We start from the raw sequence: 13,687 nt of genomic DNA, 5'->3' as shown, positions 1-13,687 counted from the left end.
CCATGAAGCTGACAAAGAAGGCACTCTTCGCCTTGACGGGTTTTGCCCTGCTGGGCATGACCAGCCTGAGCCAGGCGGCACAGAAGTGGACCATGACCAGTACCTGGCCCGCTTCGATCGAGCTGGTGGAGCTGGACAAGAAATGGGTAGAGCTGGCTAACAAGCTGGTCGGTGATGAGTTGAAGATCGAATTCTTTGAAGGCGGCGCACTGGTTCCAACCGGCGAGGTCTTCAGCGCGGTGGAGTCCGGCACCATACAAGCCGGAGCCGACTGGCCAGGCTATTGGGCCGGCCGCAACCCCGCTTTCTCCCCTTTAGGGACACACTCCAGCCTGTTCAACGCGGTTGATTACGCAAACTGGATCAAGGAATGGGGTGGCGCCGAGCTTTATAACGAGATCTACGGCAAGTACGGCATGGTGTACCTCCCCTACGCCATCACCAATAACGAATCCGGCTTCCATACCAATGTGCCGATTCGCAACCTGGAAGAAATCAAGGGCAAGCGCCTGCGTCTGTCTGGTCTGGAACAAGGCAAGGTGCTTGAAAAAATTGGTGGTACGCAGGTGTCCATGGCTGGCCAGGAACTGTATCAATCGCTTGAGCGTGGCGTGATCGAGGGAGCCGAGTTCTCCACTCCGAACGTGGACGTTTCTGCCGGGCTGCATCAGGTCACCAAGCACTGGACCACGCCGGGTTGGCACCAGTCCGCTTCCGTGTTTGGCGTCATGATCAATAAAACCGCCTGGGATGCGCTCAGTGATTCGGCCAAGGAGAAACTGCAAATTGCCGCAGACGCCACCATGATGTGGTCCATTGCTTTTACAGAGAAAAAAGCGACGGAAGGTCTGCGCACCTTCCAGAAAGCTGGCGTGGAAATCCACCGCATGGATGATGAAAGCCTGAAAACCATTCAGCAAGTCACCAACGAGGTGATGATTTCCATGGCCTGCAGCAACCCTGATGCGGCCAAGGTATATGCCAGCCAGATGGAGTATCTGCACGACTACAAGGACTGGCGCGAGACCTCCATGCCCTTTAACCTGGGACGTCCTATTGAGGGCCCAGATCTGGAAAAAATCAAAGCCTGCCTGAAGTAAAGCGGCACTCACTCCGTTAAGATTAAAAACGATAGTGGTTCCGCCACTATCGTTTTTTTATGCGCCCCGCAATCAAGTCCGAATCACTTTGATCGCTACAGGACCTGCAGAAAGGCCAGCAAAGCCTGAAGTTCCTCATCGCTCAAGTTCAAGACCTGTATCCGTTCCGATTTACGCGGCACCAAAAGCCCGGTTTCTTTGGGGTCCGGCCCCATTGCCACGTCATACATACGCAACAAGCCATCCAGGCTGGGGAACAAACCGTTATGCATCCAGGGACCTGCCTTGGCAACATTGCGCAGGCTGGGTGTTCGGAACAGCCCCAGATCCGCAGGGTCTCGGGTCCATTCAAATCGTCCCAGATCCTGCAAGCGACGCCCATAAAAAGACAGACCGATATTGTGAAAACCGTTGTCTGTCAGCATGGGGCCGTTATGGCAATTCATGCAGCGTGCCTTGGTACGAAACAAGTGCAGGCCGATCAGTTCCTGATCATTCAAGGTAGCCGTATCCCCGGCGATAAAATCATCAAAGCGCGTTGCTGCCGGGCGAATGGTAACTACATAGGCGGCCAAGGCACGGGCCAATCGCTCGGCGTCGATGGGATTAGATGAGGATGCGCCATAGGCCTGTTGAAATGCCTGTCTATAGTCTTCTGAGTCCTGCAAACGTGGGATCAAGTCACTCAAGGCATGGTTCAATTCTACCGGGTTTTCTATGGGGCCGACAACTTGCTCCTGCAAGGTTCGAGCACGGCCATCCCAGAACAGAGCGTCAGCAAAAGGCGCAGCAAACAAGGGTGGAGTACGGCGTTTTCCCATCAAGCCATCCTCCCCTACGGCTGATGCCTTGCCATCGGTAAAGGACTTGTCGGGCTGATGACAGGAGGCACAGGAAATCTGCTTTTTACGGGACAGCTGCTTGTCAAAAAACAGGCGTGCCCCCAAGGAGACGATCTGCCTGTTCTTGGCATCCTCTGCCGCCTCGGGCTGGGCGCTGGAGCCAGGCCCAGGCACGGGCCCCCACTCTTGCCAGGGCTGCCCCGGATCAATGGTGGGCGCTGGCCATTGGACGGGGACATTTTTATAGAGGGCGCGTAGACACCTGGCCTCAAGCATGTCCTTAGCTCCACAGGATTGCTCTGTTGTCTCCAAAGCGGAAGGCCCCGTAGTGACCACAGGAGCAGAAGCTAAACCTGAGCCAAGCTTCTGGTCCGCTCCTGTCTCCACTCCCCCCGCAGCGCAAGCTGCCCCTGACAGCACGATTGCCAGTGCCGCCATCAGCAAGCTTGCGCCAGTTCGCCCCCCTTTTAATATCGATAGGAAGCACGCAGCCACAACTCTCGTCCTGTGCGATATAGGTTCGGGTTCAGCACCGAGGTTGGTGTCGAGACCACCACGGGTGCTTGCTTGTCCAGCACGTTCAGCACATCCAGCCCCAGGCCCAGACCTTTAAGCATGGCCGGCTCCCAATCCAGACGCATATCCCAGGTCCAATAAGAACCGACCCGACCGGATTCATACTTCTCCAGCCCATCACCCCGATTCAGACCCACATAGTGCACATCCATGCGGGCGCTGTTCCAATTGATCCGGTTGTTCATCTGCAAGCCATACCGCGCCCACATGCCGGTTACGCCAGCGCTGACTCGCCAAGGCAGGTTGTAGTCCCCCACCGGACGATCACCACGGCGTATCAGGTCGCCGTTGTAATAGATGTTCTCCTCCTGTGCCTCGGCTTCACCGTCATAACCGTCGGCCAGCTTGTTATTACGCTTACTGTGCTGATAGGTCACATCCACACGCCCCGTCCACAAGCTCTCGCCCAAGGTCCAAGGGGCCGTGTTCATCAAACTCAAGGTAACGGCATCGGTTTTGGACTTGCCATTATTGGTGTAGGTGTAGCCTGTCTTCGCCAGCCCTTCGATAGAGACTTGTTGACGGCCATAGCGGCGCACATAGGCCAGTTCGGCGGCCACTTTGTTCGTCAGCTGTTGCTGCAAACGCAAGGCCCACTCGTCGTCATACGGGGTTTTCAGGCCATCCAGCTTGTAGGCCGTATGCGAAGGACGGTCTACCGGATTGCCGCCCGTCACCAGCAAGGTGTGCAGTTGGCTCTTGCGCTCGCGCATGGCAATTCCAAGAATATCCATGCCGTAATAGCGCGACCAGCCACCCGACAGACGGGTTTCACCCGTTCCCAGCACATCCCATTCCAGCAAGGTACGGGGGGCCAGATTGGTGTTGCTAAAGTAGTTGTCCTTATCCATGCGCAAGCCCGTTGTCAGGGCCAGACGCTGCCAGGACATGCGATCCGATACATAAACGGACGCATTGGTATAGCTGACGCCCACCTCTCCAGCGCGGTAATAATTCAAGACCTGCACCTTGCTGGGCTGCCCATCGCTGTAATGGCGTCTCTGCCCCCCGTAGGCATCCCGATCTCGGACAAACTCTCCCTTGGTATGGGCCAGCTCAAAACCTACGTAGGGCGTATGTTCGATTGCCCCGGTCTGAAACGGCTTGAACTCCAGTCGGGTCTTCATGGTCAGATTGCGTTGCTCGGTAGACTCCTGCCCGAAACCACCGCTGATATAGGTGTAGTCGGGGCGGCCATTGGGCAGAAACACCATATTGACCATATATTCCGTGCCGTCGGAATTACGGTAGCTGTTCATCTGGTCATAACCCAGCTGAACCCGCCCTTGCCCCCAACCAAAGTCATGATTCAGGTCGAAACCCAGACCATAGGCTTTTTGTTGATGCTGCCACTGAACACGATTGGCCATCATGCCGGAATCGACCAGATCCTCGCGTCGATCCGCGTACTTGAAGGTCAAGGCGGAGTCCGTGCTGGCGCTCCAACGGGTATGGACTTTGGCAAACACATTATCGACACGGTCTTTGGAGTTCGTATTCACATCACTGAACTCCTTCTCGTGCAAGACCCGCATGGTGCGATCAATGCTGGATTCACGCCGGGACACATTGATCAAGGCCGAGGTATTGTCCGTAATACCCACATCCAGCATGGCGGACGAAAAACGCTTGGTCCAGGCAGGGGTGAAACCGGGTTCACCTGCCCCGAACTTTTTCTTCTGCTCTTCTGGCACGGTCTGCGAGGTCAGCCCGGAGGAGTTGTAGCTGAAGTCCGCACGGAAGCTGTTATTGCCCTTGGGATCACGCACCTTGGCATCGACCACGCCCCCAGTGAAGCGGCCGTATTCCACGGGAATGCTGCTATCGAGCACCGTCACGCTTTCCAGCATATTCGTGTCCAGGTTGTAGGCCTGGGAGTAGGCGGGCACATTGCCTACCTGCAAATTCAAATTGCGGCTGGCTGGATCAATCTGATTGGTGGAGCTGATGCCATCAATCTGGAACTGATTCTGGAACGGACTGGCCCCATAGAAGCTGATATCTTCCAGCGCCAGAGAACCACGGTTGGCACTGGTTTTCGCGGCCTCGTTCTGACGCACGGCCGGGTTATCGGCCAGAAGACTGGACAGGTCGCGGTTACCTGCAGCACGTTGATCCAGTTCCTCGCGGGAATAGTTGCGTTCACCAACACGCTGGCCTTGTACACGGACGGGCTCCAGCACGGACAAACCTTTGGCAACAGTAGCCGTCACGATCGTATAGCGCTGATCGCCTTGGGCTCTGGCCGCCAGTCCCCAAGGGGCCAGTAAGGTATCCAAGGCCTGCTCAACCGTCAGTTCGCCCTGCAAGGCCACGGCTCGCTTTTCCCGAACCTGTCCCGGTGAAAACGCGATCTCCACCTGGGCCAGACGGCCAATTTGCAAAAGTGCATCCGCCAAAGGCTGAGAGGCCATATCCAGCACAATAGGCCCGGCAGCGTGTGCCGGCATGGGCTGCATCACGAACAAAACACTGGCCATCAAGAAAGCCAGTTGCCCCTGCTTGAAGCGCGAGCCTTGGGAAGAAGAAAGAGACTTGGTTGTCACGCCGGGGCGAGCTTGCCTGCGCAAGGCAAAAAGAGACGGCGTGTCCTGCAAAGCGCACTTCATGATTGAGCATCCTATGTAAACAACTACCCTCAGGACGCTGTGCTACCCCTCTCCCCTCACCCATGATTGCCATCGTATTTTTTAATTGATAACAATTATCATTAGTAAATAACTATAAGCCCTGGTAGCTCCTTGATTTGCAAGCCTTGGCCCAGGGTCAGCAAGTTCAGGGCAGCGGCTGGGCGAGCCGCTTGCACCACACCGGACACTCGCATTGAGCCCGCCTGCTCGCTGCCAATCCAGATCACTCGTTGGGTGTATTCCCCCAACTGACGGGCAACTTCTTTCAAGCTGACATCATCAAAGCTCAGCAAGCCGTTCACCCAGGCAGGTGCCGCTTCCGCATACGTGGACGTTGCAGGCTGAGCCAACTGCGCCCGCAGTTGCCCGCCCGCTACCGTGGCACTGTCTCCCGGCTGCAAGATCACTGGCTGCGAGCTCTCGCAAGACTGGCACTGCACCTGCACGGTATGTTCGTATACCGCCACGGCGCTGATCTGATCTTTAAGGCTGACCTCGTAGCGCGTTCCCAAAGCCGTCGCTTGTGCCGGACCGGCCTGCACGATGAACGGACCTGTCTGGGGCGAAGCAGGCACCACCTGGAAGAAGGCACGCCCCGACTCCACGCTGACTTGTCGTTGGCCATTTTCAAAATTCAGACGCACACGAGTCTGTGCATCCAGAATCGCCACCGAGCCATCAGGCAAACTCAACTGAGTGATTTCCACCCCGCTGCGGATCGAGCCTTGCAGCTCAAACATCTGCCAGGCGTAAAAAGACGCTCCCATCAAGACACAGGCACTGGCCAGCGTTTTAACGCGGGACTTTCTCTTTTTACGGGCGATGGGCAGCACCGAAACCTGATCCAGCCGCCGCCAACTGGCCGCCAAGGCATCATAGGTTTGGGCATGCAACGGATCAGCTTCATACCAGGCGTCGAACTGGGCCAGGGTATCCGGCTCCAGCTTGGCGCCTTCTTTGCGCACCACCCAGCGGGCGGCGTCTTCATCTACTCGGCTCCAGGCCGAATCTGGCTGCGCGTTCATACTGCGGAATTAAAGACTTGGTGCGCCACCAGCAAAATGCGCATCATGTGTTTCTCAATCGTGCTCTCGGACACTGACAACTTCTGGGCGATCTGCGCGTAGCTCATCTCTTCACAGCGATGCATCATGAAAATCCGCACACTGCGCTGGGACTGGGCCATCAAGGCCTGCTCTAAACGCTGCAAGGTTTCCTTGGCCAGCACTTCCTCATACGTATCCGGGGCATGGTGATGGGCAACACTCAAGGCGTAGCCATCGAAAGCAGCCTGCTCACGTGTTTGACGCCGATACCAGTCCGCCACAATATTGGCAGCCACTCTGAACACATAAGCCCGGTGGTTGTCTGCCGTGACCTGCTTGCCCTTCTCCAGCAAACGCAGCCAGGTGTCATGCGCGCAATCTTGCGCCAGTTCAGAGCAGTGAGTACGCCTGCGCAGATAGCGGATCAAATCCGGGTAATGGGTCAGGAACGCCGCCGTCAGCTTGGACATAGAGACAATCAGGTTAACATCTAATTAATAATCATTCTCATTATTATATACACGTCCAGCGCCTTGTTTGCTACTACCTGCCATCAATACGCTAGCTGATAGTTGCTGTCGCCTGGATGCCTTATTCTGTCTGCAGACATAAAAAAAGCGCAGCGTGTCTATACGCTGCGCCTGCAAAAAAACCAAGTTTGGGTACTTAGGCTTTCTTCAAATACATGGCCTTCAACAAGTAGCTGATGCCATCAATCTTGCAATCGACTTCGTGGTCACCACGAACCAGACGTATGCCTTTGGCCTTGGCACCTTTCTTCAAGGTGCTGGAGCCTTTGACCTTCAAGTCGCGGATCAGAATCACATCGTCACCCGCGGCCAGCAAGTTACCGTTGCTGTCTTTAACGATCAGCTCATCGTCATCGGTGTCTGATTCGGCAGCCGGGTCCGCGTCTTGCCATTCATAGCCGCAATCGGCACATACCCATTGCTCCGTGTCATGGTAGGTATTTTCCAAGGTGCACTGAGGACAGGGAAGCGGTGTGCTCATATTTTTTTCCTGTAAAAAGCTGGGTGCTGCTGCACCAGAAGTGCGGCCAGTTTAGCCTTTTGCATCCGGAAGACCAAAAACGCACAGGCCCTGCTGTTTAGGCAGGGCCTGTGATGGGCGCTGAATTACATCGTAGGCATCAGCAACTCTGGTAGCCAGGTGGACAGAATGGGAATGTACGTGACCATACCCAGCAACACCAAAAGGATCAGGAAGAACGGTGTCGTGCCGCGTATCACTTGCGACAAAGGCACTTTGCCTATGTCCGACACCACAAACAAATTCAAACCTAATGGCGGACTAAGCAGCGCAATTTCCATGTTCACCACCACCAGCACACCAAAGTGAATAGGGTCGATTTGCAGCGGCTCCAGCAAAGGCAGCACCAGCGGCATCATGATCATCAAGACCGACAGCACTTCCAGGAACATGCCCAGGAACAGCAGAACCAGGTTCAGAAACAGCAGGAACTGCCAGCCCTTGATATCCCAGTCGTGCAGTTGCCCCACCAGCTTGGCACCCAAACCGCTTTCGGTAATCCAGTGACCGAACGGCAAGGCCACCGCCACAATAATCATGATCACCGCGGCGTTACGCACCCCCACCGCCAGCACCGCAAAAGTCTCTTTGACGGTAATGCCTTTGTAGACAAACAGCGCCAGAAAGTAAGCCACGACCGCCGAGACCGCAGCGGACTCGGACAGCGTCATGAAACCACCGTACAAGCCACCCAGAACAATCAAAGGGATTAGCAAGGTCGGCAAAGCCAGCAAGGTTTTGTGCAGCTTTTCGCTTCGTGGAATGGCACTGCTATCAATGGCGTAATTGTTTTTGCGGCTGAACCAGATGATGTAGCCCGAGATCATCACAATCTGCAAAATCGCCGGGATAACACCGGCCAGGAACAACCTCGGAATCGACACATCCGCCAGCACACCATAAATCACAAAGGCCAGGGACGGCGGAATCAGAATGCCCAAAGTCCCCGCCGATGCCACCACACCAGAAGCAAAACCACCGGAGTAGCCACTACGCAGCATGGCAGGAATCAGGATGGTGCCCATGGCAATGGCCGTGGCCACCGACGATCCGCACATGGTGGCAAACAAGGCACAAGCGGTAATCCCGACCAGACCCACTCCCCCACGAATCTGCCCCACCCAGGCCTGGGCCGCATCGACCAAAGCTCGTGCAATCCCCCCGCGCTCCATGAAGGTGGCGGCAATGACGAAGTATGGAACAGCCAATAGAGGTACAGAGTTCAGTTCATCAATTAGCCGTTGGGCAAAAGACAGCAAGGCATCGTCCTGATAGAACAGCACCACACCCGTCGTACCCAGCGCCAAAAAGATAGGGGCGCCGATAGCCAGCAAGGCCAGAAAACCCAGAAACACAATCCCGATCATGATTGCCTCTCCTGGCCTGCCGGCGTGCGCAGGCAGCGGAACAAGAGGAGCAGATAGCGCAGGCTCATCAGGCTCATGCCTACCGGCAAGGCTGCCGTGTAAATCCACAACGGAAAGCGCAAGCTGGTCGAGGACACGTCACCGAACTCATAGGCCTCCATGGTGATCTGCACACCAAGATAGCTCATCAACATGGAAAACAGCAGGCCCAGCACATAGGAGAATAGGAACGCCTTGTGCTTCAAGCCGGGTGACAAGTAATTCAGCACAATATCGGCCTTGATGTGCCGCCCTTGTGCCGTGATTACGCCCAGGGACAAGAACACGGCCCAGATAATCAGATACACCTGAATTTCATCACTGGCCGTGATGGCGTGACTGCTGCTGGTGTTGCGCAGGATGACGTTATACAAACAGACCAGTACAGCCAGTAGTCCCAGTAAACCTACGATCACATCTTCGACTCGCTGCAGCGCAGAGGGAGGCGTGGCCTCCCCCAAGGCTGGCGTGTCCTTATTGGTACAGGTATTGGACATGCTCACGCCTTTACGTTTTTAGAATTCCACGTTTGCTGCTTGGAGTTCCTGTTTGGCCAGTTGCTCGGCTTCAACATCAATTTTCATGGCTTTGACCAAAGCGTCCTGAGACTGGCTCAACTTCTTGCGTGCTTCAGTACGAGCGGCTTCGTCTGGGCTGAATGCCTGAATCCCGTTTTCCTGCAAGGTCTTGGCCGCGTCCAGCTCCACCTGCTTGACCATATCGCGCTGCTGTTTCACCGCAACTTGCCAGGCTTCGGTAATCGCAGCCTGAACGTCGGGGCTTTGCTTTTTCCAGAAGCGCTCACTGACCAGGGGCACGTATTGCGCCATCATCTGGTAGTCATCAAAGCTGTACTTCAGACCCGAGTCCCACAGCTTGGCGGTACGCACACCCTCGCGACTGCTGGCAATAGCGTCGATGGCACCTTGGCTCATGGCCATGGGCAAGTCGGAGAAGGGAATCATCACCGGCACACCGCCCAGCGCTTCGATACGGGCCGAGAAGGTCGTGCCACCCGAGTATTGGATTTTCATGCCTTGTAGCTGGTCGTAGGAGCGAACTTCTTTACCCGTGGTGTAGAAGTGGATGGAACCGGCATCTGCCCAGTTACCCAAGACTTTCACCTTCAAGCGGTCTTCAATTTTCTGGTTGACCAAGGCTCCCAGCTTGTCATCCATCAGGCGATGGGTGATCTCCGGGTCCACGCCGTAAAACATGGGCAGAGCGGTAACCGCGGCGCTAGGTTCACTACCTTCCAGTTGCCAAGTGCCGGGCAAACCCATTTCAATCGCGCCTTGGCGCAGGGCCTTAGGCACATCACGGTCACGGAAAAGCTGGGCGCTGGGGTAGACCTCAACCGCCAACTGGTCCCCTACTCTTTTTTGCAGCTCGGCCACAAAAACTTCCACGCCTTTATTGCGCACGTGGTTGGGGTTGGTATCCAGAGAGATCCGGAATTTATCCGCTGCATGAGCAGCAGGCGCAAGCGTCAGGGCAAAGGCGAACAGCCCCGCGCAACGCAAAGGAGAGATGCGATGTGAAGACATGGTTTTTTTCCTGGTGGTAGAGGTAGTTTCTGCAGCGAATCGTTTTAGTTTTTGCCGAACAAGGCATGCCCTGCGGCTTCCAGACGTTGGGCAACCGCCAGCAAACGCCAGTCATCCCCCTGCCTGGCAATCAATTGCAGCCCAATGGGCGCGCCGTCCTGCGCCACGCCCCAAGGAATGGAGATGGCAGGCGAACCCGACAAGCTAAAGGGCATGGTCAATTGCGTAACGGCGGTGTGCAGAGGGTAGGTTTTATGACCGATCTGCACTTCGGTAGCGCCGACTTTGGGAGCCGGGCAACGCATGGTGGGGCAAATCAGAATGTCGACCTGATCAAACAGGGCCTCGATGCGGGCATTCAATTCAGTACGCAGTTTTTGCGCTCGCAGATACCAGGGAGCGGGCAGAAAATGGCCAATCTCCAGCCGGATACGGATTTCTTCGCTGATCTGCTCGGACTTTTCCTGCAGGCGGTCGGTGTAGGACGCAGTGGCCTCGGAAGTGATGATCATGAACTGCAAGGCGGCCGCCATATGTGCTTCGGGCAAGAGAATGTCCTGCACGCTGGCCTTGTCCTTTTCCAAACCCTGACAAGCCTGATCCAATGCTTGCAGCACTTGAGATTCCAAAGGCTCCGCGAAGTAGCCCCCCAAGCGACCCACGCGAATACCGGCCAGATTGCCCACCGCCCAATCCGGCTCTTGCGGCAAATCCAGCAGCCCGGCATACACCAGAGCACAATCCTGCACGTACTTGGCAATGGGCCCCAGATGATCCAGACTGGGGGCAACATCAATAGACCCGTCACGCGGCACGCTATCGTAAGTGGGCTTGAAACCCACCACGCCACAGCAAGCAGCAGGCAAACGGATAGACCCGCCCGTGTCGGTGCCCAAGGTAACGCGGCACACATCCGCAGCCACAATCGCGGCAGAGCCTCCGCTGGAACCGCCGGGAATGTGCTCAGGTGAAGCGGGATTGATCACGCGACCATACCGAGGATTATTGCTGCTGGCCCCAAAAGCCATCTCGTGCTGATTAGCCATGCCAATCACCACCGCCCCCTTGGTGCGCAAACGCGCCACGCTCAAGGCGTCCTGTGTCACCGGCTCAAAATCCCCCGAGGCGCTACCAGCCGTAACCGCAAATCCCGCAACCGCTGTCATGTCTTTGACCGCAATAGGCAGATTGTGCAGATACCCCGCCTGCCCATTTGGCACCATCTCTGCCAAGGCGGTAAACAAGTGCAAGTCGGGATTTAAACTCTTGGCGCGCTGCAAAGCCTGTTCCGGCTTCGGCGGGATGACAGGCAAGCTAAACTGCGCACGCGACACGGTGCCCTGCGCGTCTTTGATCTGCACCGGGCGGGCCTGAAAAGGCTGTGCCTTGGTGGCAGGCAATTGCAGAAAATGTTGGATTTCCGCTTCGTTAATTGCTAAACGTTGTACCCACTGCTCGGCGGTGGAAGGCTTGGTCAAAGGCTGTTGAATCCAGCCTGCGTACTGCTCAAATGTATAGCGTAGGTCCGCCTGCGTTGTGCTGGCCATTGTTTTGTCCCCTGGGCAGTTTTTTGCCACAGTTTCATCAGATGAAACTCGTGTATTATTTTCATAAAAATCTATCAGAGGAGTTGGGTGATGTCAAGAAAGGACAGTCCTGAACAAGCCGTACAAAAACAGTCTGCACCGGCTGGTGTCGCGGCTTTGGAACGCGGTCTATCAATCTTGCGCACCTTGGGGCAGCAAGAAGGTTTGAGCCTGACAGAAATCGCCCAACGCAGTGATCTGAACAAGGCCACCGCCCTGCGATTGTTGCGAACGTTGGAGCAACAAGGCTTTGTGTGGCGGGACGGCAAGCAGCTTTATTATTTTGGCTATGCGCTGGCCGTCATCACCCGCAACCTGAGCATGGACAACTGGCTGGCCAGCAGCATGCAACCGGAACTGGATTGGCTGGCGAAACAAACGGGGGAGACGGCATCGTTTTTCACTTGCAGTGGCGAGCAGCGCCTATGCGTAGCAGTCGCCATGGGATGGAGAGATGTGGGGCACCGTTTGTGCACGGGGGATACCCTGCCGATGACAGGAGCCAGCGGGCATGTGCTGACTGCCTTTAGCGATGGCCAACCCAAAGACTATGAGTTCAAGGTTTTCCAGTCTTTGGGCGAGCGCGTTGCGGAACTGGCTGCTTTGGCGGTGCCTGTGTTCAGTGGAGACGGGAAATTGCTGGGAGCCTTGGGGCTGTCGGGGACCCGGACCAGATTTCAAGAAGATGATTACAGGCAGGAGCTCTGTGCCCACTTGGGCGCTTCTTTAAAACGCATACATAGCGCCGTGCCTTGATCGAATTCAGGCTCCCAATAAATGCCAGCTTCGCAATGACGATTATTGGGCAATAGGCACCAGAGATGGCGAGCAGCACATCTTGGCTGCGTGTTGCCCCAACGCGCCAGCCTGAAAACACTAATCAAAAAATCGCTTCGTTCAACTCCCCATTACGGCACTCTGGGCGGATCAGGCAGGCAGCTCGTCAAGCAGTTGAGGCAATAACAATCTATGCAAGCACCAATCCCATACTGCCGCCACCGACTGTCTGACCGGAGCTGATCGCTTGCGTACCAGATAGAAGTCCGGCCCTAAAGCCCCTGCTTCCGCCACCTGAACCAAACGCCCAGCGGCCAGATCTGCTGCCACAAAAGCCTTGCACGCCAACGCTACACCTTGGCCCGCCATAGCTGCGTCCAATGCCAGCGTTGTCTGGTTGAACACCGCACCCGACAATTTGCCACTGGTTTTCAAAAACGTAGCCCAATGATCGTGGGCATCATGCAATAAGGGCAAAACACGCAGTTGCTCAATCGGCAAAGGAAGTGTCATGTTCCCTATCAAACGAGGACTGGCCACGGCCACCAGATCCTGACGAAACAATAGCCGGGCCTCCAGATCCGTAGAAAATGGCGGGCGAGTCAGGCGCACGGCAATATCAACCTGATCGCGCTCAAAATCCGACAAGGCCTCGGTTGCCACGGTACGCAGCTCCACATCGGGCAAGACCGCCTGCAAATCCCCCAGGCGGGGAATCAGCAATTTGGCCGCCACCGTGGGCGTGACGCTGATCGTGACTGTATCGGGGCGCACCAACAAGCGCCCTGTTGCATCAGCCAAAGTGTCAAAAGCACGAGTCACCTCGGCCAAATAGGCCGCGCCCGCTAAAGTCAGCTGCAAACCACGCGGATGACGCTGAAACAGCGCCAGCCCCAGATGCTCTTCCAAAGCCCGGACTTGCTGGGCGACAGCACCTTGAGTCACGCCCAGCTCATCCGCTGCGGCACGAAAACTCAAACGACGGCCAGACACTTCAAAAGCACGCAAGGCATTGAGCGGAGGCAATGAACGGCGAGATTTCATCATTTTTTTGACAGTAGTTTTTCTACATCCTGGAGGGTTTATTTATCGCATGATTTTTCCATTCCAGACTGAAATAATAATAT

The 13,687-nt window shown here is 55.9% G+C and carries 12 protein-coding genes; 2 read left to right on the top strand and 10 right to left on the bottom strand.

Translation table 11 applies throughout. From position 1 onward, the window contains the following. Positions 1 to 2 precede the first annotated feature (2 nt). Positions 3 to 1,100 (top strand): TRAP transporter substrate-binding protein DctP, encoded by a 1,098-nt coding sequence (dctP, locus tag OSH04_RS18850; protein ID WP_266109062.1) that lies wholly within the window; start codon positions 3 to 5, stop codon positions 1,098 to 1,100. A 95-nt stretch (positions 1,101 to 1,195) separates the two neighbouring features. On the opposite strand, the gene OSH04_RS18845 is transcribed toward dctP (OSH04_RS18850), so the two are convergent. The 9 genes from OSH04_RS18845 to OSH04_RS18805 all read right to left on the bottom strand — a co-directional run bounded on the left by OSH04_RS18845 (position 1,196) and on the right by OSH04_RS18805 (position 11,744). After that, positions 1,196 to 2,218 (bottom strand): cytochrome-c peroxidase, encoded by a 1,023-nt coding sequence (locus OSH04_RS18845; RefSeq protein ID WP_266109061.1) that lies wholly within the window; start codon positions 2,216 to 2,218, stop codon positions 1,196 to 1,198. Between the two features lie 191 nt (positions 2,219 to 2,409). Beyond that, positions 2,410 to 5,127 carry a TonB-dependent receptor gene (locus tag OSH04_RS18840; RefSeq protein WP_266109060.1) on the bottom strand — a complete coding sequence of 906 codons (2,718 nt, stop codon included), beginning with the start codon at positions 5,125 to 5,127 and terminating at the stop codon, positions 2,410 to 2,412. A 101-nt stretch (positions 5,128 to 5,228) separates the two neighbouring features. Next, positions 5,229 to 6,173 carry a FecR family protein gene (locus tag OSH04_RS18835; RefSeq protein WP_266109059.1) on the bottom strand — a complete coding sequence of 315 codons (945 nt, stop codon included), beginning with the start codon at positions 6,171 to 6,173 and terminating at the stop codon, positions 5,229 to 5,231. Next, positions 6,170 to 6,664: an RNA polymerase sigma factor gene (locus OSH04_RS18830; protein ID WP_009458412.1), complete on the bottom strand. Its 495-nt coding sequence runs from the start codon at positions 6,662 to 6,664 to the stop codon at positions 6,170 to 6,172. The genes OSH04_RS18835 and OSH04_RS18830 overlap by 4 nt, the downstream gene beginning before the upstream one ends. A gap of 196 nt (positions 6,665 to 6,860) precedes the next feature. After that, positions 6,861 to 7,205, bottom strand: coding sequence for a zinc ribbon domain-containing protein YjdM (locus tag OSH04_RS18825; protein WP_009458410.1), 345 nt, complete (start codon positions 7,203 to 7,205; stop codon positions 6,861 to 6,863). A gap of 125 nt (positions 7,206 to 7,330) precedes the next feature. Further along, entirely contained in the window at positions 7,331 to 8,611 is a 1,281-nt protein-coding gene (locus tag OSH04_RS18820) for a TRAP transporter large permease (RefSeq protein WP_060186941.1), read from the bottom strand. Continuing rightward, positions 8,608 to 9,147 (bottom strand): TRAP transporter small permease, encoded by a 540-nt coding sequence (locus OSH04_RS18815; RefSeq protein ID WP_060186940.1) that lies wholly within the window; start codon positions 9,145 to 9,147, stop codon positions 8,608 to 8,610. The genes OSH04_RS18820 and OSH04_RS18815 overlap by 4 nt, the downstream gene beginning before the upstream one ends. A gap of 18 nt (positions 9,148 to 9,165) precedes the next feature. After that, a complete protein-coding gene (gene dctP / locus OSH04_RS18810) occupies positions 9,166 to 10,197 on the bottom strand; it encodes a TRAP transporter substrate-binding protein DctP (RefSeq protein WP_266109058.1) in 1,032 nt (343 codons plus the stop codon). Positions 10,198 to 10,241: 44 nt separating this feature from the next. Next, entirely contained in the window at positions 10,242 to 11,744 is a 1,503-nt protein-coding gene (locus OSH04_RS18805; protein WP_257113212.1) for an amidase, read from the bottom strand. Positions 11,745 to 11,834: 90 nt separating this feature from the next. On the opposite strand from OSH04_RS18805, the gene OSH04_RS18800 reads away from it, so the two are divergent. Continuing rightward, positions 11,835 to 12,539, top strand: a complete 705-nt coding sequence (locus OSH04_RS18800; protein ID WP_266109057.1) for an IclR family transcriptional regulator — start codon at positions 11,835 to 11,837, stop codon at positions 12,537 to 12,539. A gap of 171 nt (positions 12,540 to 12,710) precedes the next feature. Here the strand turns inward: OSH04_RS18800 and OSH04_RS18795 are convergent, their stop codons facing one another. Then, the gene (locus OSH04_RS18795) at positions 12,711 to 13,607 is read right to left on the bottom strand and encodes a LysR substrate-binding domain-containing protein (RefSeq protein WP_266109056.1); all 897 of its coding nucleotides are present in this window, start codon (positions 13,605 to 13,607) and stop codon (positions 12,711 to 12,713) included. Positions 13,608 to 13,687: the final 80 nt, after the last annotated feature.

This window comes from Alcaligenes nematophilus (assembly GCF_026344155.1).
In the GTDB taxonomy this organism is placed as follows: domain Bacteria; phylum Pseudomonadota; class Gammaproteobacteria; order Burkholderiales; family Burkholderiaceae_B; genus Alcaligenes; species Alcaligenes phenolicus.
This window is presented reverse-complemented; position numbering and strand designations above follow the sequence as displayed.

Coding starts and splice junctions, on each gene's coding strand:
- OSH04_RS18815 (WP_060186940.1), bottom strand. CDS start 9,147: ATGTCCAATACCTGTACCAATAAGGACACGCCAGCCTTGGGGGAGGCC.
- OSH04_RS18820 (WP_060186941.1), bottom strand. CDS start 8,611: ATGATCGGGATTGTGTTTCTGGGTTTTCTGGCCTTGCTGGCTATCGGC.
- OSH04_RS18835 (WP_266109059.1), bottom strand. CDS start 6,173: ATGAACGCGCAGCCAGATTCGGCCTGGAGCCGAGTAGATGAAGACGCC.
- OSH04_RS18800 (WP_266109057.1), top strand. CDS start 11,835: ATGTCAAGAAAGGACAGTCCTGAACAAGCCGTACAAAAACAGTCTGCA.
- OSH04_RS18825 (WP_009458410.1), bottom strand. CDS start 7,205: ATGAGCACACCGCTTCCCTGTCCTCAGTGCACCTTGGAAAATACCTAC.
- OSH04_RS18795 (WP_266109056.1), bottom strand. CDS start 13,607: ATGATGAAATCTCGCCGTTCATTGCCTCCGCTCAATGCCTTGCGTGCT.
- OSH04_RS18830 (WP_009458412.1), bottom strand. CDS start 6,664: ATGTCCAAGCTGACGGCGGCGTTCCTGACCCATTACCCGGATTTGATC.
- OSH04_RS18845 (WP_266109061.1), bottom strand. CDS start 2,218: ATGCTTGAGGCCAGGTGTCTACGCGCCCTCTATAAAAATGTCCCCGTC.
- OSH04_RS18805 (WP_257113212.1), bottom strand. CDS start 11,744: ATGGCCAGCACAACGCAGGCGGACCTACGCTATACATTTGAGCAGTAC.
- dctP (WP_266109062.1), top strand. CDS start 3: ATGAAGCTGACAAAGAAGGCACTCTTCGCCTTGACGGGTTTTGCCCTG.
- dctP (WP_266109058.1), bottom strand. CDS start 10,197: ATGTCTTCACATCGCATCTCTCCTTTGCGTTGCGCGGGGCTGTTCGCC.
- OSH04_RS18840 (WP_266109060.1), bottom strand. CDS start 5,127: ATGAAGTGCGCTTTGCAGGACACGCCGTCTCTTTTTGCCTTGCGCAGG.